We start from the raw sequence: 25,504 nt of genomic DNA, 5'->3' as shown, positions 1-25,504 counted from the left end.
CTCTTCATAAAACAAATTTTTTAAGACATCCCTTATAAAGCACGTCTCTTCTTCTAAAGAAACTTTTCTCTTCTATATGAATATGAAAAAAAACGGCATATGATACTTCATTTCTTCTCATTTTCTGTTACAAACAATAAGATATCCATTATCATGCAGAGAAAATTACTATTTTTGCGACAAACACCTTAAGGAAAAAATATGAGTCAACGTGATCTGTCACCCAATTCTGTGAAAAAGGTTAACACCAATCATGAGGACCAAGTAATTATTGATGATATTGATACAGCCCATAAAGAATTGGATATTCTGCAACAAGAAATTGACAAAGTTATTTTTGGGCAAAGTCATGTGATTGAATATGCTTTAGTTGCTATTTTTGCTGGTGGTCATGCTCTTCTTGTCGGCGCTCCAGGACTTGCTAAAACACGTCTTGTTGAAACATTGGGAACAGTTTTAGGGCTTGATGAAAAACGCATCCAATTTACTCCTGACTTAATGCCATCGGACATTATTGGTTCTGAAATTATGGATTCCGATAAAGAAGGTAAACGTTCTTTTCGCTACGTTCAAGGTCCTATTTTCACGCAACTTCTCATGGCCGATGAAATCAATCGTGCCTCTCCACGAACACAATCAGCTCTTTTACAAGCTATGCAAGAATATCATGTTACCGTTGCAGGTACCCGTTATGATTTGCCACAACCTTTTCATGTTCTTGCAACGCAAAATCCTCTCGAACAAGAAGGAACCTATCCACTTCCTGAAGCACAATTGGATCGATTTTTAATGCAAATCGATATTGACTATCCTGATCTTACAACAGAGCGGCGGATTATTTTAGAAACAACAAAAGAAAAAAAATCAAATGCAAAACCAATTTTATCCGCCAAAAAATTGCAAAAAATTCAAAATATCGTTCGTAAAATGCCCCTTTCAGAAAATGTTATCGAGGCTATTTTAAAAATTGTCCGATCCGCGCGCCCTCATAAAGACAATGGCCTTGCCAATACTTATGTTTCTTGGGGCCCTGGTCCACGAGCATCACAAGCCCTTTCACTTTGTGTTCGCGCTCGTGCTCTTTATTATGGACGCTTAGCTCCCTCACTTGACGATGTTGAAGCATTGGCTTATCCCGTATTACAACACCGCATGGCGCTCAATTTCTCCGCACATGCTGAAGATATAACCATAAAAGATATTATCAATAACCTTGTGAAAGATGCTCTTTAAATGGCACTTGGCAAAAAAGTTTTACAAAAGCCTCCATTGTTGTTGGCAGCTGAAATGCATAAGGATATTGGCAAAATGCCCTATCTCCTTCTACAAGCACGTCATATCGCCAATACACTGATAACCGGATGGCATGGACAACGTAAACGTGGTAATGGAGAAAATTTTTGGCAATTTCGTCCCTATGTTAAAGGAGAATCTATTACCCGCATTGACTGGCGTCGTTCAGCACGGGATGAAAATACGTATCTACGTGAGCATGAATGGCAAATGACACAAACCGTTTGGCTTTGGCCTGATCAAAGCGCATCAATGCATTATTGTTCACGCTTTTCTAAAATCTCTAAAGGCAATCATGCCATCATTCTTACCCTTGCCTTGGCATCACTTCTTGCACGCAGCGGCGAACACATCGCTATTCCCAACTTAATGCCTCCCACAATGACATCCAATGTCGTAGAACGAATAGCCTTCGCTTTAGAAAATCATTTAGATGAAAATTCATTTCCAGACTTTTCAACAATTACACGCTTTTCACATGCTATTATAATAAGCGATTTTCTCGACCATCCTGAAAAAATCATCCAACATTTAACCGTTTTATCTACAAAAAAGGTGACAGCTCATTTAATTGAGATTGCTGATCCCGCAGAAGAAAATTTTCCCTATGCAGGTCGTACAGAATTTTTTGATCCTGAAACAAAAGAAAAACATGTTTTCACAAAAGCAGAAAACCTTCGTAACAGCTATTGTAAGCTGTATCAAGCACGGCGACAAGAATTGGTAAATTTTTGCGCACGCCAAGGATGGTCTTATCACGTCAATACAACAGATCAACCTTTAACAGAAACCATTTTGCATCTTGCAAATATAATGGGCGACTCTCCATTGCAAAAAAGGAGGGCACTTTGAGTTTTGCTGCTCCCTTTGTATTACTAGGGCTTTTGTTCCTACCTGTTATTTGGTGGCTATTGCGGATAACCCCTCCATCTCCGCGTAAAGAGCTTTTTCCTCCTTTACGCCTCTTACCCAAACCAACTCATCAACAAGAAACCGCAAAACATACACCTTGGTGGTTGCTCTTGTTGCGTTTAACCATAGCAGCACTTGTTATCATAGCTTTAGCCCACCCCACTTGGAATCAAAAACCAATAAGCTTTTCTGGATCTCAACCCCTTGCACTCATCATTGATAATGGTTGGGCATCTGTAAAAGAATGGAAAAAACGCATCTCTATCGCTGAAATGCTCCTTGCACAAGCAGAAAAACAGCAAAAAAATATTTATCTTGTTGCAACGGCTGAAAATGATATCTCCAATATAGAGCCTCAAGCAGCAAAGATTATAAAACAGCATTTAATGCATTTGCAACCGCATCCTTGGCCTATCAACCGTGTGCATGCCTTCAAAAAACTCAGCAAAATAACCAAAGGAAAACCTCTTGATATTGCTTATTTAAGTGATGGATTACAAACAAATGAAGATGAGCAAGCTTTTGCTCTTCTTGAAAAATTAAAACCTAGAAACTTCTTATGGTATTTGGCTGATATTTCCGATTTAACCGGCATAACATCTATAGAAAATAACAATGGAAACATGGTCGCGCGTATTATCCGCTCAATAACACACGGCAAAACTCCCGCTACACTCAGCCTCTACGATTCAAATAATCATCTTCTCGGTCAATTTACGAAAAATTTCTCTGAAGGAGAAACAACAGCACTTGTTCCTTTTGATATCCCACTTGAAATCCGCAATGATATCGCTTGGATAAAGATGAATAATCAAAACCATGCTGCCGCAACCTTCTTGGTGGATAGCCATAGCAGGATAAGCCGTGTTGCTCTTCTCTCACCAGATACCAATGAAATGGCACAGCCTTTACTTGCTCCATTTTATTATATTATCAAAGCATTACAAGGTCATACACAGCTTATAACAGCCGGTGGAAGAGAGCTTTCAACGGATATTGATCATTTGCTTAAACAAAATCCATCTGTTTTGATTATGGGCGACATTGTTAACATGCCCGAAAATGCAGAAAAAAAACTTTCTGATTTTGTGAATAAAGGGGGAACCCTCATTCGCTTTGCAGGAGAAAATCTCAGTAGCGTAGAACATTACGATAGCCTCCTTCCGATACCGTTGCGTCCTGGTCAACGTTCCCTTGGAAGTATTATGTCTTGGACAAAACCACAAAAGCTTGCACCTTTTGCAAAAAATAGCTTTTTCTTTGATCTTCCTTTTCCAGAAGATGTTACTGTCTCTCGCCAAATCTTGGCAGAACCAACCCCAGATCTTTTTGAAAAAACATGGCTTAGCCTTTCAGATGGAACCCCTCTTGTTACAGCAGAAAAACGTGGTAAAGGAACCCTCATTCTTATTCATATTGCCCCTGATCCTACATGGTCTAATCTTCCTCTTTCTGGCTTTTTTGCACAAATGTTGCAAAAACTAATCACATTAAGCACCTATGAAAATACAAACCCAACACATAGAGAAAAAAGAACAGTGGTACAAAGCCCTTGGCGAACTATAGCAGCTGACGGACAATTACAAGTCCCGCCCTCTGATGTTATTCCACTGGTCTTTGATGCTCAAAATCCACCCCGTCCTTCCTATCATACTCCACCAGGACTTTATGGTGTCAAAAACGATTTTTATGCGCTTAATCTCTTAACTCATTCATCGCGCTTGGTGAAACAATCATCATTGCCACCTTCTCTTAACAAGAGTCCTTTATCTTACGATACAAAAGAAAAAAATCTTACCGGTCCACTTTTAGGATTAGCCATCTTATTATTCGCCTTTGATAATTTTCTCATTTTATGGATGGGAGGTATTTTTTCTTTCAATAAACGGCATAATATGTTTTTCCTCCCTCTCATAATTCTTATTGCCTTGTTTGCATATGCTCCAATTCTTCATGCACAAACGACAGAAAATCATCATGATAGTGTACAAGCCGCTGGCGCAACACATCTTGCCTACGTTATAACCAACAATCGTGAAATTGATACAACGAGTAAAAGTGGTCTAGAAGCCTTAAGCCAATTTATCGCAGAGCGCACAATGCTCTCCCCTGGCTCTGTTACAGCACTTGATCTCGATAAAGATGAACTCTCCTTTTACCCTCTTATTTACTGGCCAATTGATATTGAGAGTCCTATACCAACTCCCAAAAGCCTTGAAAAAATAAATAATTTTATGAAACATGGGGGAACAATTTTATTTGACACACGCGATCAGATAAAGAGCAACCTTAATCTTGAAGGAGATGCCACTCCAGAAACGCAAAGATTACGAACCATCTTAAAAGGATTAAATATTCCATCCATTGAGCCAGCATCAACCGATCACGTTGTTGCACGTTCCTTTTATATTATGCCAGATTTTCCTGGTCTCTACCGTGGTTCACCTTTATGGGTTGAATCCTCATCAACAAACAAAAAAAATAAAAATTCTCTTGCCAGTGGTGATAACGTAAGTTCTCTTCTCATCACCGCAAATAACTTTGCCGGTGCTTGGGCACTCGATGAAAAAGGAACATGGAAATATCCCCTTGTTCCCAATGATCCAATGCAACGTCTATGGGCATTTCGCGCAGGTTTAAATATTGTTCTTTATGTGCTTACAGGAAACTATAAAGCGGACCAAGTTCATGTTCCTGCGCTCTTGGAACGCTTTAAAAGAGAAAGAAGGCAATGATACCACTTTTCACTTTTCAGCCTTTCTTACCACTCTTTTGGATTCTGCTCTTAAGCGGAATATCCTTTCTTTTTGTCGTTGTTGGTCTTGTTACGCAACGTCAAGGTTCTATATTTCGTCTGATGGCATTAAGCGCCCTCATCCTTGCTTTGCTTAATCCAATGATCATAAAAGAACAGCGCGAACCACTGAAAAGCACAGTGGGAATTATTATTGACCGCAGCAAAAGCCAAACATTTGGAACACGTACAAACGACAGTGATGAAGCGCGCGCGCAATTAACTCAAGTATTGGCGCATTATCCACAATTTGAACCACGTTTTATTGAAGCTGGAAAACTTGCTGATAATCAGTATGCGCCCTCAACGAATTTGTTTGAGACTTTAACACAAGCAGTATCTGATGTACCACTCTCTCGTTATGCAGGAACCATTTTTATCACTGATGGACAAGTGCATGACATCCCTGACCTATCAGATCTTCATCATGAAGCACCTCTCAATGCTTTGATTACAGGATACTCAGATGAATTTGATCGCCAAATCAAGTTTATTTCTCCTCCACGCTTTGCCCTTGTCAACAAACCACAAACGCTCTCCATTTTGGTAGAAGATAAAGGCCCCGCCAAAAAAACAATACCACAGAAAGCAAATATTACACTAAGCGTCAATGGACAAGACATTGGCCATTATTCTGTAACTCCTGGCGTGATTTTTCAAACTGAAATTACTCTTCCTCATGCTGAAAAAAATATTATCCAAGTTATAACTGATCCATACAAAGGTGAACTAAGCTTTGAAAATAACCGCGCTATAACAATTATTGAAGGAATCAGAGAAAATTTACGCGTTCTTCTTATTTCAGGTGCTCCTTATAATGGAGAACGGACATGGCGTGACCTTTTGAAAGGTGACTCCAATATTGATCTTGTGCACTTTACTATTTTGCGTCCCCCCACCAAAGCAGATAATACGCCCTTAAGCCAATTATCCTTAGTGGTCTTTCCCACAAGAAAACTCTTTGTTGAAGAGATTAATAACTTTGATCTCATCATCCTTGATGGCTACCAGCACTCTGCTGTTCTACCCTTAATCTATTATGATTATATCGCCCAATATGTACAAAAAGGTGGTGCATTGTTGATGGTAACAGGACCTGAATTTACCCAAAAAAACTCACTTGCAAAAACACCTTTAATAAGCATTCTACCGGCATTGCCCAATGGAACTATTATTGAAAAACCTTTTCGCCCCACATTAACCAAAGAAGGTGAGCGCCATCCTGTCACAAGGGGTCTAGCAACACTTAACTTTCCCGCTTCTCAATGGGGACAATGGTTGCGACAAATTGCTATTCAAAATATAAACAACGGAATCGCCCTCATGAAAGGAGCCAATGAACAACCACTTTTAATTCTCTCCCATGTTGATAAAGGGCGTGTAGGCATGTTGCTTTCCGATGAAAGTTGGCTTTGGGCTAGAGGTTTCGAAGGCGGAGGTCCTTATGCTGCTCTTTATCGACGAATTGCCCATTGGCTTATGAAAGAACCAGAACTTGAAGAAGAAAAATTAAGTGCGACCAGCAGCAATCATCATTTAACAATTCGCCGCCAAACCCTCAAAGAGCGTCCAGAGCCCGTCGAAATAATCTTTCCCTCTGGAAAAAAAGAAAATATTACTCTCACCAAAGAACAAGAAGGCCTTTTTACTGCAACTGTGACCACTAATGAGACAGGAGTTTTTACCATTAAAAATGGCGATTTAACAATACTTTCTTCTGTAGGGATGCTCGATAATCTTGAGTTGTTTGACTTGATTTCAACACAAGAAAAACTAGCCCCCATTATTAAGCACACTGGTGGCTACATCGGACGTTTACACCCTGAGGGAAAAGAAAATTTTCATCTTCCTCCATTCAAGCTGATTCAATCAAAAACAAATCCGTCCTCTTCCCCAGCACATTCAATTGTTCTGAAAGAAGCGACCGAAACCCGTTTAATCAATACCTTTTATTTTTCGATATTTTCTGGCTTTTTTGCACTGCTTGCCTGCCTTTTACTGTTGAGCAGCATGTGGTATCGTGAAGGTCGTTAAAAAATCTGAAATTTAGTATAATTAGTTTTTTTAAATTGAGTTTATCCTTTTACGTGTTTACGTGTCTTTTATAATTATAAAACAGTTTGATTGATAATTATAATTTGTATTTTATATTGAGTAATAACGCCAAATACAGGGGGATTTTTCTTATTTCAAATATCCATTACATCAATAAAAATCATTCTCTTGCGTATCATGAGAAGGAGTGCTGTATGGACAAAAACCATCGAAAAAGAGAGTGAAATACCTCTTATGAATCCTCTTAAAACAAAAATTTTCACCAAGTTGGGAGAAATAATATGATGATTTTAGTTTCCAGCTTGTAGAAGTTATAGAGATGGTAGTTGTATAATAAGCCTTATACACTTTACAGAGGCTTTTCCGTTATAGCACCCAAGTACCTTTCGTAAAATTGAGCTCATGCACATTGAGAAATGTTTTTTAACAAATGTGTGAATATACAACACAATAATATTCTATTTGGAACCTTCCACTTGAAACATTCTGTTTTACGTGAAATATGTTTTTCCCTTAAAAAGCAGTACAGAGCAGTGCAAAACCGTGAAAATTCCTGATCATTTAAAATACAATACATTCTTTCGTATTTCACACTTAATAATGAGATGTTTTATGATCATGTATGGTTGTATAAAAGCCGTTTAAAAATCCTAAAACTTTATGATCACTATTTTAAAGTTTATCCCATCATACAAAAAACATATCGGTTACCAACAATGATATGTCGTATTATGCTGTCTTTTTTATTTTAAAAATCAATACAGCATCAATTCTTTACAGAATTTTCTCATATTTTCAACAAGCTATTTTTCATTTTATAATCTTTCTTGCCTTTAAGTACCAACTTATCTTATGTTTGTTCTTTAAGTCGCTTTTAATGCTCTACGAGATTTTATGTTTTATCTTGCCCATATATCGGATGTACATCTTTCACCTCTTCCGCAACCTTCCCTCTTCGAACTTTCTGGAAAACGTCTTAGCGGTTATCTGAATTGGCAAAAAAAACGTAAGAGGCAAATGGCAACAAATGTCTTAGAAACTTTAATGGATGCCTTGAAAAAAACAAAGCCTGATCACCTTGTGATCTCTGGTGATCTTGTCAATCTTGCTCTCGATAAGGAATTTGAACAAGCGTATCGTTGGCTCCTTAACTTAGGACAACCCCAAGATATTTCTTTGACATTTGGAAATCATGATGCCTATGTCCGCGGAGCTTTATCAAAAGCATGTACCCTCTTTAAACCTTGGATCACAGGTGATATCCCTCAAAAAAGCGCCTTTCCTTTTCCTTATATGCGCATTCGCAAAGATGTCGCCATCATAGCAACTTCTTCAGCCATCGCGACACCACTTTTTCAAGCTTCTGGTTATTTTGGTAAAATGCAAGCACAAATTTTACCGCTCTTTTTAAAGGAAGCAGCACAACACAACTTTTTTCGTGTCGTCATGATTCACCATCCCCCCTTTCCCAAAGCAACATCTTGGCATAAAAAACTACGGGATACAAAACGTTTTCTAGACGTTATCAAATATCACGGTTGCGAACTTATTCTTCACGGACATACTCATTTACCCACATTGAATTACATCGAAGGACCAATTAAAAAAATTCCTGTTGTTGGTGTCCCTTCCGCATCACAAGCTTTTGGTGATAAAAAACCACCCGCAGGCTTTAACTTATTTTCCATTGAACGCTTACAAAATCAATGGCACTGCCAGTTGCAACGTTATAGCATTATTAACCCCCAAAACGAGATCGCATGTACCGAAACAATTACTCTTTAAACGCTTTGTAAAAACGCTTCCAAAGTTGCCCTAACAACCAAAAACGAAAATATTTTTACTTTATATTCCTTTGCAAATCATAATTTTATTTCCCTCCTTCTCTTAATAAGACAAAGTTTTACCTTTTTTATCGATAGATCAATTTCTCTCAGAGAGCTCCACATGCTAATTACTTATGTAATTTATTTTACAAACGTACCGGTTGCCTTCCTTTCTTAAAGAAGGAAAATTTCTACTACAACTGATCTATAAATAATCCGGATTCTTGTCGAACGAATTCCACCTGCTCATCGCACATGTAATTTACCTCACAAAATTCTACAAACAAACCCTACTTTGAATTTCATCACACAATCCCCCAAAAGCATCTAAGACATAAAACCCTCATACCACCACCTTAGGTGATGATATTTTATAGCATAAAGCATAATAGAATAATAAAGAAACGCATTCAGCTTCTATGCCTGAATACCAATACCATAAAAAGCCAAATAATAACTAAAGTATATAATTTAAATAACCTAACCTACTTGTGATTCATAAACAAATGATGTTGATTGATTTATCGTAAATAGATTTGAAATGATCCATTACTATTTCACTCGAAATTTATTATCGTACATTAAAAAATTAGGAAAAATAATAGATTATATTTCGATAACAGACATAGGTAATAATATTTTTTATGTTTCAATAAATTCCTAATTTTCTATCTATTTTTTCCTATAAATCACTTTATAATACTCTTTATAATTATTTTATTATTGAGTTACATTGCGGATGTAATTTTACGTTCTTTAGAATTTTTTTGCGAGCTTTTTGTTATTAAATAAAATATTTTACGATACCGCAAAACAGAAAAGTTGATTGTATGAGAGATCTTTCAAATAAAATAAAATAAAATGCCATTAGCTTGCCAATTCACATGTTGGTTTAAAAAAGCATCTTTTAAAGCACCCAAACCCATTTCCCGACGGCACCTATGAATGATGTAATGTTAAGTCCATTTAGCAACACCATCTTCACGTTTATGGAAAAGCAAGCTAGTATCAAATCTCATACTTTGCCCCCCCTAATGTAGCGACAGCCTTTAGCACTTAAGATGGTTCATAAGAAGCATTTTTATTCTTTCTTTAATGTTTTTATCTCACGACTCCCCCTCTTTTTGACGTGCAAAAGACATGGTTTTGGTTGGTTCAATATGGTATAGGTTTAAAATGAGAAAATCTTATGACACTTGGGTCTCTCACTCAACATGACAAAAAGTAGTTTATATTTACAAATCAAAGTATTGTTCGAATAAAATAGTAGCTCTTTTGAGTAAAGGATATTTACTAGAACATATCTGAAAAATAAAAGCCTCATTCGAAAATGAGACTTTTTAAGTGTTTAATTCTGCAAAAAATTAAAATTTATAAGCTACACCTACGCGGAAATCATTCGTCTTGTAGCCCATTTCAAATCTATCATGTACAAACTTCTTTTTGCCAAAATCTGAGTAACGATATTCTGCACGCACAATAATGTTATCAGTCATTGCAAAATCAACACCACCTCCAAGGGTATAGCCAATCATAGTCTTTTTTTCATCATGGAACCAATCAGAAAAATCAACTTCCTCATTTTTGCTATCAGCTACTGTCGCAAAAATATTCTGAAGTTGCGTATAAGCAATCCCTCCAGAAACATAAGGCATCATACGTTCAAGTGCAAAACCAACTTTCACTCGCGTAGCACCAGACCATTTTTGTTTTAAAGTATGCTGTATAGCCTCAATAGGCAACGCTGGAGATTCCTCCTCATGAGAATCTCTTGTGTGACCTATTCTTTCTAAAGATTTTGATGTTTCTTCAGGTTGATTTTTTGGTAGAGGGATATCCTTCGTACTTTTTTTATTAGACCACATAACATCCGTATCAATACCTATAATAAAACCATTATCGATATCAATATTGGAACCTGCATAAACGCCCCCGATAAAACCAGAAAGTTTAGGCAAATTCTCTTTTCCAACTGGATTCCATATCCCTGTCTCTTTTTTTAAATAACTTGCAGTCGTTTTGCCTGAAAAGTTTCCAATCTGCCCTCCAAGATAAAATCCTGTCCAAGAAAAAGAAGGCGCTACAATAACAGGAACAGGCTGTTCAGGAATAACGCTATCTGCCGCCTGTACGATAGAAATTGAAATTAAAGAAAATATAGATGTTGAGATTAAATACTTTGTAATCATAATTGCTCCCCTAAAAGCTAATGTGATACATAAATAATAGTAAATCGTTTCACATTTTTTGCAAAAAATCTATAGCAAAAATGACACAGTTAAAAAATTTAAACTCCTATTTAAAAATAAAATTATTTTTTAATAAATAATTATTATAAATACTTTAAAAAAATTATTTATAATTTTCTTAAATTATTACTCTATAATAGCTTTCATAGATGGATATTTTTCATTATTATCCATAATAATATAAACAACTCCAATATCAATTTTAAAAAAAATGAGATATATAATCAATAAAACTTTTTATCATATTTACTTCAATATATTTGTATAATAATAAATAATATATCCACTACCTCTATAATATTTTATATAAATCTAATATGATAAAAACATTATCGAATATATTATTGTGTTTAATATCTCTAACTTGATAAATATATCTAATATAATACTACTGTTTTATAACTTCTTCATATTCTTTTATCATATACATGAGAAACATCATTCGCTAAAATTTAGTCCTTATTTCTTTTTGTATAAAGAATAACACCTAGAATGATTTTTTTTGATAGAGAAACTCTTTCATGACACTTGAGGAAATAAGTAGAGAATGGTTTTTACTCTCTAGATCTCTCAAACCTATAATGACATAAAATCTCAAAATTAATATAAAAATGGAATTAATAATTTTTAAGCTTCTATAATATCTTTTTATGATTTTATCTAATAATCGCATTCAATAATTTCATAAAAGCATTATAAAATACATTTAATGTTTCATGACTTTCGTAAAAACTGAACAGACTAATTGCCCAGTTTCTGCAATTAATTTTTCAACACGAAGCAAATCAGGTTCCCCAACACTCTTTAACAAAAGATCACTTAATCCAGCTGGCATATCATTGGGATCAAAAGAATCATTTAAGCAAAGCCGTATAATTTGACTCAAGTTTGTATAGAGACCATAGGCATAATGTAAATCAGCAACACATGACTGATTAAGAAAACTATTTGGTAAATTATCTAAAATATCTGCTGTCGTCTCTCCAATGTGAAACTCAATGACATGTGTAATAAGAGCAAATTGAGCGATAAACTCCAAATCCATAATGCCACCAGACATCGTTTTAAAATCCCACTGATTTTTGGGCGGCTTTTCTTTTGCAATTAAAGAACGCATTTCGCATACTTCTTTTGCAACTTCCTCCTTATTACGAGGAATAGCAATAATTGCGCACACTTCATTTTCTAGCCTTTGTAAAAAATCAGGATCTCCTGCAATGCCTCGAGCTCTTGTTAAAGCAAGATGTTCCCATATCCATGCTTCTTGGCGATAATATTTTTTAAAAAATGGAAAAGAAACAGCAACAGGTCCTTTATTGCCTAAAGGCCGTAACCTTAAATCAACGGCATAAAGAACACCTTGGCTTGTAAGAGTAGATAAAGCAGAAATAAGGCGCTGTGCTAAACGGGTATAATATTGAGAAATATAAAGAGGCTTTTCTCCATCAGATATTTCTGCATCCTCATCGTGTTCATAAAGCAAAATAAGGTCAACATCAGAGCCCGCTGTTAATTCGCGACTTCCAAGCTTCCCCATACCCAATATGCCAACACGCCCCCCTTTAATACGACCATGAAGACAAGAAAACTCCTCTTGAACGGCAGCAAATGTTTTTGTAATCATAAGATCAGCAAGAGCAGTAAAAGCAAAACCCGCTCTTTCTCCTGTAATTGTACCATTCAAAATTCGAATACCAATCAAAAAACGTTGTTCATCTGCAAAAATCCTTAAATGGTCGAGAATTTTCTCATAAGAAAGAACATTTTCAAGAAAATATTCAAGCCGTTTTTCTAAATACGTTTTTGTGGGTAATTCTGAAAGAATATTTGGGTCTAACATTCCATCAAAAACATGAGATCTGCGTGTAATAATTTCTGCAAGACGTGGAGCTGCACCCATAATAAGGACAAGCATATCCAAAAGAGAGGGATTAGATTGCAAAAGACTAAAAAGTTGAATTCCTGAGGGTAAGCCCTGTAAAAAACTATCAAAACGCAACATCGCCTCATCAGCTCGCTTTGTCGCGCCAAAAGCTTTCAAAAGAGCAGGTGTTAATTCCGTTAATCTCTCGCGTGCTTCGGCTGATTGCGTTGCTTTATAACGACCACAGTGAAGGGTGCGCATAATACGACAAATATCACTTGCTCTTTCAAAGCCTAAACGGCTTAACGTTATTAATGTCTCTGGATCATCTTCTTCACCTGTAAAAACTAAATTACCAATTTCTAAACCAAGTTCTTGCTCATTCTCAAACAGTGCTGCATAATGCTTTTCAACAACATGAAGTGTTTTTAATAAATCGTCAATAAAACTGCTCCTATCGTGATAGCCCATTAAATAGGCAACACTCGTGAATTGAGTAATATCATTTGGGAGAAGATGCGTTTGTTCATCTGCAAGCATCTGAATACGATGTTCCACATTTCGCAGAAAAGCATAACTTTTTATAAGACTATCTCTCGTTTTCTCACTAATCCAACCAAGCGCATGAAGTTCTGCCAACATCGCAACCGTCTGACGTCCACGCAATTGAGGAAAACGCCCACCAGCAATGAGTTGTTGTGTCTGAACAAAAAACTCAATCTCACGAATACCCCCACGACCTAACTTTATATTATGGCCATAAGCTGCAATTTGACCATAACTTTTATGCGCATGAATTTGACGTTTGATCGAATGAATATCAGCAATAGCAGCATAATCTAAATATTTCCGCCACACATAGGGAAAAAGCTCTTTGAGAAAGTTAAACCCCGCCCTCTTATCGCCAGCGACTGGACGTGCTTTAATCATAGCTGCGCGTTCCCAATTTTGTCCACGCCCTTCGTAATAACGCAATGCAGTCCTTACTGGTAAGGCTAAAGGTGTTGATCCTGGATCTGGACGAAGCCGAAAATCAAGACGAAAAACATACCCTTCCGCAGTACGTTCTTGAATGATACGGATTAATCGACGTACCATTTTAGAAAATATGTCGACACTTTCAGAAAGATTACCAATATGAGATGATGTTTCATCAATAAAAACAATAAGATCAATATCAGAAGAATAATTAAGTTCCCCTGCTCCTAATTTTCCCATCCCTAAAATAATTAAACCACAGTCTTTTTCTGGATTTTCGCGGCTTAGCAAATTAATCTTACCATGATCATGTGCTTCTCTTAAGAGAAAACGCAATGCTACACCTAATGCTGCTTCACCCAAACGTGTCAACCAAGCACATGAAACTTCGTAAGTAAAAATACCACCCAAATCAGCTAAAGCAATGAGAATATGCGCTTCTCGTTTTTTGCGCCTTAAAGCAGCCATTAATGAAGTTTCATTTATAGTTTCATCCTGATCAATAACTGTAATATCATCTATAATTTCGCTCAGTCTTGTTTCTATATCAACGTTTAATAAAGCACTAAGATATGATGGATTGGCAATTAAAACCTCACGCAAAAAAGGAGATAAGGTCATAACCGCACTGATAAAATCAATCTGTGTTCCATGCTCTGAAATGATGGAAACAAGCGGTTCTAAACCTTCTTTCCTTGCTTGTTCTTCCATGTCTTTTAACCATTGGGAACCACTTTTATCGAGAGGACATAAAGGGAGAAGCTGTGTTTTTAAAAAAGCTTGTTTCGTCTGCGCTCCCTTGAAAAGCATTTTGCTTTCCTTTCTATTGCATTATACTTTTAAAATAGTTGTTACGTATAAAAAGAGAAAAATGAAGAAAAATATCTTTAAGGAAATAACAAAACAGCCCTAAGCCCTGGATTTGCATTTTCAAGTAACAATTCACCGCCATGAAGCTTCATAACTGCTTTTGCTATACTTAAACCAATCCCAAAACCAGCTTGTGTACGACTTTCTTCAAGACGAACAAATCGTTCTGTTACTTTTTCACGTTTATCCTCTGCTATTCCTGGTCCATTGTCGCTCACAACAACTAATAAATGTTCATCACGATATTCCATTGATAAGCAAACTTTTGCTTTCCTTCCACCTTTAGGCGCATATTTAATGGCATTATCTATAAGATTAAAAATTGATTGCGCAACAAGCTCACGATTCAACTTAAGCTCTTTATCAAATATATCCCCCAACTGAAGTAAAACACCTGACTCTTCAGCAAAAGGTTCGTAAAGTTCAATAGCATCTTCAAGGATCAATTTCATATTCATCATCTCAAGATGCTCAATTGCACTGCTCGCTTCAATGCGTGAAATCATTAAAATTGCATTAAATGTACGAATAAGTTGATCTGATTCAGCAATAACACTATCAAGTACCTGACGATATTCAAGCTTTGTTTTATTTCCCGAAAGCGCTTCTTCAGCGCGATTTCTAAGGCGTGTTAACGGTGTTTTTAGATCATGAGCAATATTATCTGATACTTGACGCAAACCAATATTTAACTCTTCAATGCGATCTAACATAACATTAAGATTAGTTGACAGTCGATCAAACTCATCCCCTACCCCAGAAACAGGTAAACGCCCACTGAAATCACCATCCATCAAACGCTGTGATGCAGCCGTTACGTGATCAATCCTTTGTAAAGCCCTCCTGCCAACAAAAAACCATATGAGTAAAGCCCCCCCAACCATTGCAGCAAGTGCAATGATTACAGCTTTATGAATAACCGCCGCAAAACGTTCTGGCTCATCCAAATCGCGTCCGATAAGAATCTTCATAGCATTAGGCAAATCAACAACAACTGCCAAAGCGCGATGTTCACTTGTTTTGCCAGGTTCTCCAAAACGGGAATACAAAAAAGAGGTAGAAATAAAACCGCTCTGATTCAAAAGGCCTAATTCAATACGTGCAACATTTCCTGCTAAAATACGCCCCATAGGATCCGTGACAAGATAAAGAAATGCACCTGGTTGTCTTGAACGATAATTAATAGTGCGCATTAATAAAGATAACCCCCCATAATTATAAGCATTTTCAATATACTTTAATTCTTCATGTAAAGCCTTTTCAGTTTGCTTTGTTAACAATGAAACAGAAAATGCTGTCATATAAATAGAAAGCCCTGTTGCCACCAATCCAAACAATAAAATATAAAGTGCTGAAAGCCTTAACGCTGTCGTGCGCATTATATTAATCAAACGATTCATGCTTTATTATCTGGCGCTTTCAGCATATATCCAGCTCCACGTACAGTATGGAGAAGTGGAACATCAAAATCTTTTTCAATTTTGGCTCTCAAACGGGATATATGAACATCAATAACATTTGTTTGTGGATCAAAATGGTAATCCCAAACATTTTCCAAAAGCATAGTGCGTGTAACAACTTGCCCCGCATATCGCATTAAATATTCAAGTAAACGAAACTCTCGCGGTTGCAATAGAATGTTTCTATCTCCCCGTTTTACTGTATGTGCCAACCGATCAAGCTCGAGATTACTTACGCAATAAACAGTTTCTGCTTCTTTAGGATTCTTCCGCCGTTGTAACACTTCAACACGCGCAAGAAGTTCAGAAAAAGCATAAGGCTTTGTCAAATAGTCATCTCCCCCTGCACGCAACCCCGTGACACGATCATTAACTTGCCCTAATGCCGACAGGATAAGAACCGGTGTTTCATTGCCTTTAGCACGCAATTCAGCAATAATAGAAAGACCATCGCGATGCAAAAGCATTCGATCAATAACCATAACGTCATAATTTTCCGTGGTCGCTAGAGTATATCCCGTATCTCCATCATAAGCAACATCAACAGAATGCCCTACTTCCAAAAAAGCTTTTTCGAGATAACGCCCCGTCTCATGATCATCTTCAATAACGAGTATCTTCATAAAACGCATCTCCATTATTTTAGTGTGTTTTAGGACAAATTTTAATAAACATTTGTCCTAAAACCAAAGCTTTATTTTTTGAAAATTGGAAGAGCAACAAAACGATTTTGATCATTTGTTCGCACTTGTAAGAGTATAGCTTTTCGTCCTAACTGCTGAGCATTTTCGATTGTGCTAATAATATCAGAGACTCGTTTAACCGGTTTATTATTCACTGTCACAATGATATCACCAGGGCGTATCCCTTTATCTGCTGCATCTGAATCGGAATCTACATCGGTTACAACCAACCCTACACCATCATCAGAAGGAATAACAATCAAACCATAATCTTCCAATGTGTCATCTAAATCACCGCGTCCACTTGAATATTTTGAACCCTCTTCTTTACTTTCATCTTCAGACATTGAAGCAAGTTTGACTTTGATATTCTTCTCTTTACCTGATCTCCAAATCCCTATATCAACCGTTTCTCCTGGTTTAATATTTGCAATACGTCTCGCTAACTCACGCGCATCGGCAACCTTTTCATTATTCACTGAAATAATGACATCACCAGCCTTAATACCAGCCTTTTCTGCTGGTCCCTTTAACGGATCAGTAACCAAAGCGCCCTTTGCTTCTTTTAGACCTATTGAATCAGAAATCTCCTTTGTTACCGGCTGAATCTGAACGCCTAACCAACCACGCTGAACTGAACCTTTTTCGATAAGTTGCTGTACAACCTGTTTGACAGTCGTTGCCGGAATAGCAAAAGCTATCCCAACGTTTCCTCCAGAAGGAGAAAAAATTGCTGTATTAACCCCAACAACTTTTCCATTAAGATCAAAAGTTGGTCCACCAGAGTTTCCTCTATTAACAGCGGCATCAATCTGAATAAAATCATCATAGACACCCGTGCCAATATCACGTCCGCGCGCTGAAACAATCCCTGCTGTTACAGTCCCACCAAGGTCAAATGGATTTCCAATGGCAACAACCCAATCTCCAACACGAAGCTTTGAATCATCTCCAAAATCAACATAGGAAAATTTCCTGTTATCATTCACTTTTAGTACGGCAAGGTCGGTTTTGGGGTCTTTCCCAATGAGCTTTGCATTCAATTTTGTCCCATCATCAAGAACAACAGAATAACTTGTCCCCTCAGAAATTACATGATCATTGGTCACAATGTAACCATCAGACGAAATAAAAAAACCCGATCCAAAAGCGACAGGACGGAGTCGCTGCGAATGATTGGGAAAATTATTTTTAGGTTTATCAAGATCATAAAACTCTTTAAAAAGCCTCTTCAAAGGGTGTTGATCTGGTAATTGATCAATACCCGGCCCACTAAAAAAGTTACTAAAGAACCAATCTTTTTTCTTTTTATTGCTCTTTACTTGTACTGCAACAACTGCTGGCTTCACTTGAGCAACGATATCTGCAAATCCCTGTTGTGGTATTAACGAAGTCAATACAGAACTTGCATGAGCTTTTGTCGTCCACAAGCTTGATGTACATCCACTAAAAAACAGTGCACTCTCCAATACTGCGGAAAAACTTACTGCAACAAATGTTTTAAAGAATGTTTTTTTTAACATTTATTCTATGCTCCTATTCAATCATTCCTTTATCCCAATTTTGATAACTTATAAAATACCTGACCTTACCGTTTTGTGTCTAAATTATTAAAATTTTGTAAGGTTTCAGTATTCCCCAATATAATACGATAAGGTTGAATGTTCATTGCAGATAATCTGAATTTTTTCTTTATATGTGCATCATTTTTAATGCAATGGCATTTTTGATTGTTCTTTTTCATTCACATAATCCATTATTTTTTCACTATTATACCGTCTTAACTGGAAAAATATGACACTGGCACCAATGATGATAATTATCAAAGGCGAAAACCATAAAAACCAAGTTTTTTTATTCAATGGTGGTTTCAAGAGAATAAATTCACCATATCGTTCAACAAGAAAGTCAATGACTTGCTGATTACTATAACCCATTTTTAATCTTTCCCGAATGAAAAGCCGTAAATCACGTGCTAAAGCAGCATCTGAATCATCAATTGATTGATTTTGGCAAACAGGACAACGTAAATGCGATGAAATATCTCGTGCGCGCGATTCAAGAATTGTATCCTTTAAAATCTCATCCGGCTCTACTGCTGTAGCTAATCGAAAAGGATACGCTGCTATAAAAAAAAATAAAATCCAATAAAATTTTTTCATCTCAATGTCTTCTCCCTAAATTTAAAGCCCCCAGCACCCTGTGGTACACGCCAATGCGAAACCAATACCCCAGAAGAGAAAGACATCCTCCCATAGCCATTATGAAAGCCCCTAACCAAATACATATTACATAAGGCTTCCACCATATGTGCACAACAAGACCCCGATTATCGATCCGTCCCGGCACAATATAGAGCTGCGATAAGCCATGATTTTGAAGACCAACTTCCGTTGTTGATGTATTTTGGCTTGAATAAAATCGCTTTGAGGCTGTTACATGACCAACAATATTTTTATTTTCATATACTTTAAAATAAAACTCCATTGCCGAATAATTTGAACCAAAACCATCATGCACTGCATCAAAATAAAGAGTTTTATCCGCTATCGTCACCCTATCTCCTATATTCATGGTTAAAATACGTTCTTTCCCCAAATTGGCCACACAGACAATGCCAAATAATGTAACGCCTAATCCCATATGTGCCATTGCAGCACCAAAAACAGACCATGGCAATCGCAAAAATCTCTTCACGCGTACTGAAAAAGCTGTCTTGCCATATCCACTCTTTCCCCACAGATTCGCTAAACTGCCTAAAAAAACAAATGCTGAAAGCCCAATGCCTAAAACTGCAAAAATATCATGCAAAGATGTCGCGTAAAATGTTATAAAACAGACGATACCAACCAATACAAAAACAAACCACAACCGTTCAAAAACTGCGAGAAAATCACCGTGTTTCCATGCCATCATTGTCCCAAATGGGACAAACAACAACAGCAAAAGCATTAGTGGACCACAGGTAAGATTAAAAAAAGCAGCTCCTACAGAAATTTTTTGCCCTGTTAACATCTCAATAAAATAAGGATAGAGCGTACCAATCAATACGGTTGCTGTTATTGTTATGAATAACAAGTTATTTAAAACAATAAATCCTTCACGCGAAATTGGTTGAAAAAATCTTTCTGTTTTAAAAATAGGGATGCGCAAAGCAAAAAGAAGAAAAGCTACACCCGTAAAGAAAAATAAAAGTGCAAGAATTGCCTGCCCCCGTGCTGGATCAATAGCAAAGCTATGAACAGAAACTAAAAGTCCCGAACGAACAAGAAAAGTTCCCATTAAAGAAAGAGAAAAAGTTAGCAGCGCCAAAAACAAAGTCCAACTTTTTAATATTTCTCGTTTTTCGAGAACGAGAATAGAATGTAAAAGAGCTGTTCCTGAAAGCCAAGGCATAAACGAAACATTTTCAACAGGATCCCAAAACCAATACCCCCCCCATCCTAGCTCATAATAAGCCCAATAAGAGCCAACCATAATACCCAATGTCAAAAAACACCAAGAAAGCAAAAGCCAAGGACGAATCCAACGCGCCCAAATTCTATCAATATGTCCCATAATCAATGCAGAAACTGCAAAAGAAAAACAAAGTGAAAAACCAACATACCCTAAATAAAGCAGCGGTGGATGCATTGCTAACGCAACATCTTGTAAAAGAGGATTGAGACCATTTCCCTGCAATGCTGGTGGATTCACACGTAAAAATGGATTGGATAAAAAAAGAATAAATAAAAGAAAAGCACTTGTAATCCAACTTTGGCAAATTAAAACGAGTGTCCTAAAATCTTCTGGTAAATGTTGGCTAAATAACGCCATCAATGCACTAAAAAAAGCGAGACTTAAAACCCATAACAACATAGAGCCTTCGTGATTGCCCCAAACACCTGTAATTTTATAGAGCATCGGTTTTTCTGAATGAGAATTCTCAACAATATTCAAAACAGAAAAATCAGATACGACATGAGCGTAAACCATCACTAAAAAAGATAAGAGCAGTAATGTAAAAGTGATGTATGTTAGAGGAACAGCTGTTTGCATTAACAAACGCTCTTTCCACCAAAAACCTAAAGCAGGTAATAAAGTCTCTAATAAGCTTACTGCAAATGCTGCAACTAAAAAAATATGACCCAGTTCGACAAGCACAATCGAATTATTTCTCCACACTGTAATGTTTTTTCAAACGATCAGCTGCTCCTTTAGGCATATAAGTTTCATCATGTTTTGCTAAAATACGCCTACCTATAAAAAAACCCTGTTTATCAAAATGTCCTTCAATAATGACCCCCTGACCTTCACGAAAAAGATCCGGTAGTACACCATTGAAAATCACTTTTTTACGCTTTACGCTATCCGTTACAAAAAAAATAACGCCCATCTCTCCAATATATTTAACAGTTCCTTTTTCAACAAAACCACCCAAACGCAAAGAGCGCCCCGTTAAAATATCTTCTCTTGTAATATCAGAGGGCATTCTAAAAAAACTGACCGCATTACGCATTGCATAAACTATGAGACTTGCTGCAATCGCCATAACCAAACAACACAATAAGATGATGAGTAAACGCTCTTTTTTTCGCTGCTTTAAAATAACCTTCAACGAAGTAGAATTTTTTAAAGATTGATTGTTCATAGACACTCTACAAAAAAATTTTAAACACGTTAAACACGTTATATAAGCATCCATTTCTATATTTTATTTTTTAAGAGTTTTGCACATCTTCTCTATAGGTGCAACTTTTTATCCAATCTCTCACCTTTGCTAATAAGCTTACCAATAGCTTTCTTACTTTTTGCACCAATTTTTATTTAATATATAACCACTTATATTGCGCCTCTTTCCATTCTTCATTTCTGTTCTTTAATCGTCTCTACACATACCTTTCCCTTCTAGAATGCCCCCTCTTTTATCTTCCTAAACAGCTTTTCTCATCTCAATTGACGCCTATTCCTTTTCTTTGTATGGCCCACTCGATAAATTACGTAACTGAATCATCATTTTTTCAACACGTGATCGTCCTGCAAAATCTTCAGGCATTGTATCAAGAAAGCTTTGCAAAAATTGCACTGCCTGCACAGTTTTTCCTGCTTGATGAAAGGCATCGGCCAACAATAAGCGCGGATAAAAATCTGTTGGCGCTAAATCCGCTGCTTTTTGAAAAGCATTTTGTGCTTCTTGCGTTATCATTCCTCCTTCATAACCAACCAATGCTAAACCATATCCTACAAGTCTTGGAGCTGTCTCTCCATTCAAACGAAGTGCATCTAAATAAGCATTGACCGCCTCTTGAAAATGGCGCTCTTCAAGATACCCTACCGCTAACGCATCTGCGAGCTTGCCATCACGAGGTGAGCGGAAAAACAGCACTTGTAAGCGAACAAGCTTTTCTTGCTGACTTAGAATTTTAGGATCTTTATCCATTAATTCGCTAAAAAAATAGCTTTTCACTTCCGGATTGCCTGTCAGCCCATAAATACTCCATGTGATGAGAAGAACAAACAAAACACTTAAGTCCTTAAGAATATTCCTTTTTTTATAATGCATATAAAGCTTGTTACACTCAATCGTATGCCTATGACTTCTATCACCATCCATGGTTTGAACTTTTCCTTCTTTCTTTATCCTATCGTCAAAACGAAGTGAAAGAAAAAGAATACCTGCCAGAAAAGCCAGAAAAAATGCTGCAAAAATGAGTAAGAGCATATCACTTTTTTCCAATACGAACAGAGAATCTCTCGCTTACCTTTTATCCTCTTCATAAGAAGAGTGATGCTAAATGATAAAAATCATTTTTTCATGGAGTACATTATAAACTTATATAAAATATATTGTTCATTTTTCTCATATAGATCACCTCTATCAAGAAAACAAAAACAAGGCTTTATTTTCATATTTTGATTATAAATACAAATCTTCTGAAATACCTCCCTACTTTTTTGTATTGTCTGAAAATATTGCTTTACACACCTTATAGATGTTTTCTGATAGAGGAGAAAATATGTTATTCTCCTATCTTGGGTAATAAAACTTTTGCATACAACCCACCCAAATCAGAACGCAATAAAAAGAGATTTCCACCATATTCATTGACCATATCTGAAACAATTGCTAATCCTAAACCTGTCCCCGGTTTACTTTCATTAAACCGCCGCCCTCTTTTTAATGCTTCATCAATTTTGTCTTCTGTTAAACCAGGACCATCATCTTCAACAAGGATACTGAAATATTTCTCTTCTTCAACGTTTTCTTCTATACAACAAGAGATCAACACCTTTGTGCGAGACCACTGAGTAGCATTTTCAATCAAATTTCCTATAATTTCTTCTAGATCTTCCTTCTCTCCAGAAAAAACAATATCATCAACATCCATAATAAATTCAATTTTTTTTTCAGGATTAAGCTTTTTCATAACCCGCACTAAACGATCAATCACACTGCGAACAGATGTATGATAGATAATACTATCGCATTGTGCTGCAATCCGCGCCCGCTGAAGATAATGATTGATTTGAGCACGCATAATTTGCGTTTGCTCTCTCAACAGACACGCCTTTTCTCCGTGCATCTTATCGGTCTCATTCATAATCACGGATAGAGGCGTCTTCAATGAATGCGCGAGATTACCAACCTGTGTGCGAAATCGCTCAATAATACGCTGATTATTATTAATGAGAGCATTCATCTCTTGTACAAGCGGCATCACTTCGCTGACTAAATCCGTATTCACATAATGAACTCTTCCTTCGCGAATATCATTCAATGCACGTCGAATAAGCTTCAACGGTTGAAAACTAAAGAAAATAATAGCAATATTAATAAGAACACTCCCAATACCAAAACTCCAAAGAAAAATTTGCAAAGTTTGCTTAAATTCCTTTACTTGCGCATGGGCTTCATCGATATTCCCAACAAGCCGAAAACGTGCAATATGATTTTTATTATCAAGAACAACATCACTCTCAATCACTTGTAGCTTTTGGCCATCATTTCCCTTGATCCGATAAGAGCGAAAAAATTTATTATCAAAAGGTATATCGACTTCGCTTGGGGTAAATATCTTTCCTGTTCCCAATGAGGGAGATGTCAATCTTCCTTTTAAATTATGGGATATCGCAACAACTTCCCAATACCATCCCGTTGTTGGATCAGAATAACGAATATCATCAATCTCAGCCCCTCCTTTCAAAATGCCTTCCGGTGAGACCATGACTGTTGCAATAAGACTGTAAAGTTGAGCAGAAAGGATACGCTCTAAGCTTTGTTCAGTTGAACGTTTATAAAATAAAATACTCACTGCAGAAATCGATAAAAGAGAAATCACAACCCATAGTGTTGATAAGATCATAACACGTAAACTGAGAGATCGCGTAATGACAAAAAAGAACTTCCCAAACCAATTATCCTCCTTGAAAATATTCATTTATCACCTGGCGTTCCCACGCGATATCCCATTCCTCGAATAGTCTCAATCAAATCTACTCCAAGCTTTTTCCGTAACCGACCTACAAAGACTTCCACCGTATTCGAGTCCTTATCAAAATCCTGATCATAAAGATGTTCGGTAAGCTCCGTTCTTGAAATAACTCTGTCACAATGATGCATGAGATACGAAAGAAGTCTAAATTCATAAGATGTTAGTTTAATCAATTGACCATCCACAAAAACACGAGACGTCTTCGTATCCAATAAAACATTTCCACAACATAATGCACTTGTCGCATGTCCGGTAGCGCGACGAATTAATGCCCGTAAGCGCGCCATTACTTCCTCCAAATGAAATGGCTTCACAACATAATCGTCAGCCCCTGCATCAATACCAAGCACCTTATCAGACCAACGGTCTCGCGCCGTTAGTATTAAAACAGGCATGGAGTACCCTTCTTGACGCCACTTTTCAACAACACGAATACCATCAATAGACGGTAAACCTATATCAAGGATCACTGCGTCATAAGACTCTGTACTGCCTAAAAAATAAGCCTCTTCACCATCGAAAGCACTATCAAAAACATATCCAGCATGCTTTACAGCTTCTGCTAATTGATGGTGAAGATTCCGATCATCTTCAGCAATTAAAATACGCATGACAACATCTAATGCTAATCGGCAGGAACCACAACCTCAACACGGCGCAATTTCTCACCATTACGGGCTGGCACAACAACCACAATTGCACACATATCCCTTCCATCCTCAACAACCAGTTTTGAACGGACGAGAACCCCCTTCTCCTGAATTGCAACCTTCTTCCCAACCTCAGCGCAATCAGCTGCTAGAACAGAATCTGCTCCTAAAAAAGATGCTAACATTACAACTAAAAAAACTTTTTTCATCATAGATACTTTAATAACTTATTATTCTTCCTTCTGAAGAATAAAAGAAATAATGGTTTTTGTGGGGTCGATTAAAAAATCACAAATGGAAAATAGTTTATCCTCTATCTTACGGAATAACATATTAATATTACTCCAAATTTTTAAAAATTTAAAATAAAATATTTTTAACAATAAGAAGAAAATTTA

General features: G+C 36.8%; 17 protein-coding genes. 5 read left to right on the top strand and 12 right to left on the bottom strand.

Annotated elements, in window-relative coordinates; translation table 11 throughout:
- Nucleotides 1-201: 201 nt before the first annotated feature.
- From ACFINC_RS03140 to ACFINC_RS03120, 5 genes are all read left to right on the top strand, one after another.
- Nucleotides 202-1,233 (top strand): AAA family ATPase, encoded by a 1,032-nt coding sequence (locus tag ACFINC_RS03140; RefSeq protein ID WP_375616060.1) that lies wholly within the window; start codon nucleotides 202-204, stop codon nucleotides 1,231-1,233.
- Nucleotides 1,234-2,145 carry a DUF58 domain-containing protein gene (locus ACFINC_RS03135; protein WP_375616059.1) on the top strand — a complete coding sequence of 304 codons (912 nt, stop codon included), beginning with the start codon at nucleotides 1,234-1,236 and terminating at the stop codon, nucleotides 2,143-2,145.
- On the top strand, nucleotides 2,142-4,940 hold the full coding sequence (locus tag ACFINC_RS03130; RefSeq protein WP_375616058.1) for a DUF4159 domain-containing protein: 2,799 nt from the start codon (nucleotides 2,142-2,144) through the stop codon (nucleotides 4,938-4,940). Before ACFINC_RS03135 ends, ACFINC_RS03130 begins: the two co-directional genes overlap by 4 nt.
- Complete coding sequence (locus ACFINC_RS03125; RefSeq protein ID WP_375616057.1) at nucleotides 4,937-7,033, top strand: glutamine amidotransferase; 2,097 nt, start codon at nucleotides 4,937-4,939, stop codon at nucleotides 7,031-7,033. The genes ACFINC_RS03130 and ACFINC_RS03125 overlap by 4 nt, the downstream gene beginning before the upstream one ends.
- 915 nt (nucleotides 7,034-7,948) lie before the next feature.
- Nucleotides 7,949-8,839, top strand: coding sequence for a metallophosphoesterase family protein (locus ACFINC_RS03120; RefSeq protein WP_375616056.1), 891 nt, complete (start codon nucleotides 7,949-7,951; stop codon nucleotides 8,837-8,839).
- A gap of 1,405 nt (nucleotides 8,840-10,244) precedes the next feature.
- On the opposite strand, the gene ACFINC_RS03115 is transcribed toward ACFINC_RS03120, so the two are convergent.
- The 12 genes from ACFINC_RS03115 to ACFINC_RS03060 form a co-directional block, all read right to left on the bottom strand.
- On the bottom strand, nucleotides 10,245-11,069 hold the full coding sequence (locus ACFINC_RS03115; protein ID WP_375616055.1) for an outer membrane protein: 825 nt from the start codon (nucleotides 11,067-11,069) through the stop codon (nucleotides 10,245-10,247).
- A 766-nt stretch (nucleotides 11,070-11,835) separates the two neighbouring features.
- On the bottom strand, nucleotides 11,836-14,781 hold the full coding sequence (locus ACFINC_RS03110; protein WP_375616054.1) for a bifunctional [glutamine synthetase] adenylyltransferase/[glutamine synthetase]-adenylyl-L-tyrosine phosphorylase: 2,946 nt from the start codon (nucleotides 14,779-14,781) through the stop codon (nucleotides 11,836-11,838).
- A gap of 77 nt (nucleotides 14,782-14,858) precedes the next feature.
- A complete protein-coding gene (locus ACFINC_RS03105) occupies nucleotides 14,859-16,241 on the bottom strand; it encodes a sensor histidine kinase (RefSeq protein WP_375616053.1) in 1,383 nt (460 codons plus the stop codon).
- A complete protein-coding gene (locus ACFINC_RS03100; RefSeq protein ID WP_375607776.1) occupies nucleotides 16,238-16,924 on the bottom strand; it encodes a winged helix-turn-helix domain-containing protein in 687 nt (228 codons plus the stop codon). Before ACFINC_RS03100 ends, ACFINC_RS03105 begins: the two co-directional genes overlap by 4 nt.
- Before the next feature lie 71 nt (nucleotides 16,925-16,995).
- Nucleotides 16,996-18,507, bottom strand: a complete 1,512-nt coding sequence (locus ACFINC_RS03095; protein ID WP_375616052.1) for a Do family serine endopeptidase — start codon at nucleotides 18,505-18,507, stop codon at nucleotides 16,996-16,998.
- A gap of 186 nt (nucleotides 18,508-18,693) precedes the next feature.
- Nucleotides 18,694-19,146, bottom strand: a complete 453-nt coding sequence (locus ACFINC_RS03090) for a cytochrome c-type biogenesis protein CcmH (protein WP_375616051.1) — start codon at nucleotides 19,144-19,146, stop codon at nucleotides 18,694-18,696.
- Between the two features lies 1 nt (nucleotide 19,147).
- Nucleotides 19,148-21,127 carry a heme lyase CcmF/NrfE family subunit gene (locus tag ACFINC_RS03085; RefSeq protein ID WP_375616050.1) on the bottom strand — a complete coding sequence of 660 codons (1,980 nt, stop codon included), beginning with the start codon at nucleotides 21,125-21,127 and terminating at the stop codon, nucleotides 19,148-19,150.
- Between the two features lie 7 nt (nucleotides 21,128-21,134).
- Nucleotides 21,135-21,614 carry a cytochrome c maturation protein CcmE gene (ccmE, locus tag ACFINC_RS03080; RefSeq protein WP_375616049.1) on the bottom strand — a complete coding sequence of 160 codons (480 nt, stop codon included), beginning with the start codon at nucleotides 21,612-21,614 and terminating at the stop codon, nucleotides 21,135-21,137.
- A 312-nt stretch (nucleotides 21,615-21,926) separates the two neighbouring features.
- Nucleotides 21,927-22,685: a tetratricopeptide repeat protein gene (locus ACFINC_RS03075; protein WP_375616048.1), complete on the bottom strand. Its 759-nt coding sequence runs from the start codon at nucleotides 22,683-22,685 to the stop codon at nucleotides 21,927-21,929.
- Nucleotides 22,686-22,983: 298 nt separating this feature from the next.
- A complete protein-coding gene (locus ACFINC_RS03070; protein WP_375616047.1) occupies nucleotides 22,984-24,402 on the bottom strand; it encodes an ATP-binding protein in 1,419 nt (472 codons plus the stop codon).
- Complete coding sequence (locus tag ACFINC_RS03065) at nucleotides 24,399-25,067, bottom strand: response regulator transcription factor (protein ID WP_375616046.1); 669 nt, start codon at nucleotides 25,065-25,067, stop codon at nucleotides 24,399-24,401. The genes ACFINC_RS03070 and ACFINC_RS03065 overlap by 4 nt, the downstream gene beginning before the upstream one ends.
- A 14-nt stretch (nucleotides 25,068-25,081) precedes the next feature.
- Nucleotides 25,082-25,318 carry a hypothetical protein gene (locus tag ACFINC_RS03060; protein WP_375616045.1) on the bottom strand — a complete coding sequence of 79 codons (237 nt, stop codon included), beginning with the start codon at nucleotides 25,316-25,318 and terminating at the stop codon, nucleotides 25,082-25,084.
- Nucleotides 25,319-25,504 lie beyond the last annotated feature (186 nt).

The organism is Bartonella sp. AP58NXGY (assembly GCF_042195785.1).
Taxonomy (GTDB): Bacteria; Pseudomonadota; Alphaproteobacteria; order Rhizobiales; family Rhizobiaceae; genus Bartonella.
Note: the sequence above shows the minus strand (reverse complement) of the source record. Positions and strands in the feature narration are given on the sequence as shown.

Coding starts and splice junctions, on each gene's coding strand:
- ACFINC_RS03115 (WP_375616055.1), bottom strand. CDS start 11,069: ATGATTACAAAGTATTTAATCTCAACATCTATATTTTCTTTAATTTCA.
- ACFINC_RS03135 (WP_375616059.1), top strand. CDS start 1,234: ATGGCACTTGGCAAAAAAGTTTTACAAAAGCCTCCATTGTTGTTGGCA.
- ccmE (WP_375616049.1), bottom strand. CDS start 21,614: ATGAACAATCAATCTTTAAAAAATTCTACTTCGTTGAAGGTTATTTTA.
- ACFINC_RS03110 (WP_375616054.1), bottom strand. CDS start 14,781: ATGCTTTTCAAGGGAGCGCAGACGAAACAAGCTTTTTTAAAAACACAG.
- ACFINC_RS03070 (WP_375616047.1), bottom strand. CDS start 24,402: ATGAATATTTTCAAGGAGGATAATTGGTTTGGGAAGTTCTTTTTTGTC.
- ACFINC_RS03120 (WP_375616056.1), top strand. CDS start 7,949: ATGTTTTATCTTGCCCATATATCGGATGTACATCTTTCACCTCTTCCG.
- ACFINC_RS03065 (WP_375616046.1), bottom strand. CDS start 25,067: ATGCGTATTTTAATTGCTGAAGATGATCGGAATCTTCACCATCAATTA.
- ACFINC_RS03060 (WP_375616045.1), bottom strand. CDS start 25,318: ATGATGAAAAAAGTTTTTTTAGTTGTAATGTTAGCATCTTTTTTAGGA.
- ACFINC_RS03125 (WP_375616057.1), top strand. CDS start 4,937: ATGATACCACTTTTCACTTTTCAGCCTTTCTTACCACTCTTTTGGATT.
- ACFINC_RS03140 (WP_375616060.1), top strand. CDS start 202: ATGAGTCAACGTGATCTGTCACCCAATTCTGTGAAAAAGGTTAACACC.
- ACFINC_RS03090 (WP_375616051.1), bottom strand. CDS start 19,146: ATGAAAAAATTTTATTGGATTTTATTTTTTTTTATAGCAGCGTATCCT.
- ACFINC_RS03075 (WP_375616048.1), bottom strand. CDS start 22,685: ATGCTCTTACTCATTTTTGCAGCATTTTTTCTGGCTTTTCTGGCAGGT.
- ACFINC_RS03105 (WP_375616053.1), bottom strand. CDS start 16,241: ATGAATCGTTTGATTAATATAATGCGCACGACAGCGTTAAGGCTTTCA.
- ACFINC_RS03100 (WP_375607776.1), bottom strand. CDS start 16,924: ATGAAGATACTCGTTATTGAAGATGATCATGAGACGGGGCGTTATCTC.
- ACFINC_RS03095 (WP_375616052.1), bottom strand. CDS start 18,507: ATGTTAAAAAAAACATTCTTTAAAACATTTGTTGCAGTAAGTTTTTCC.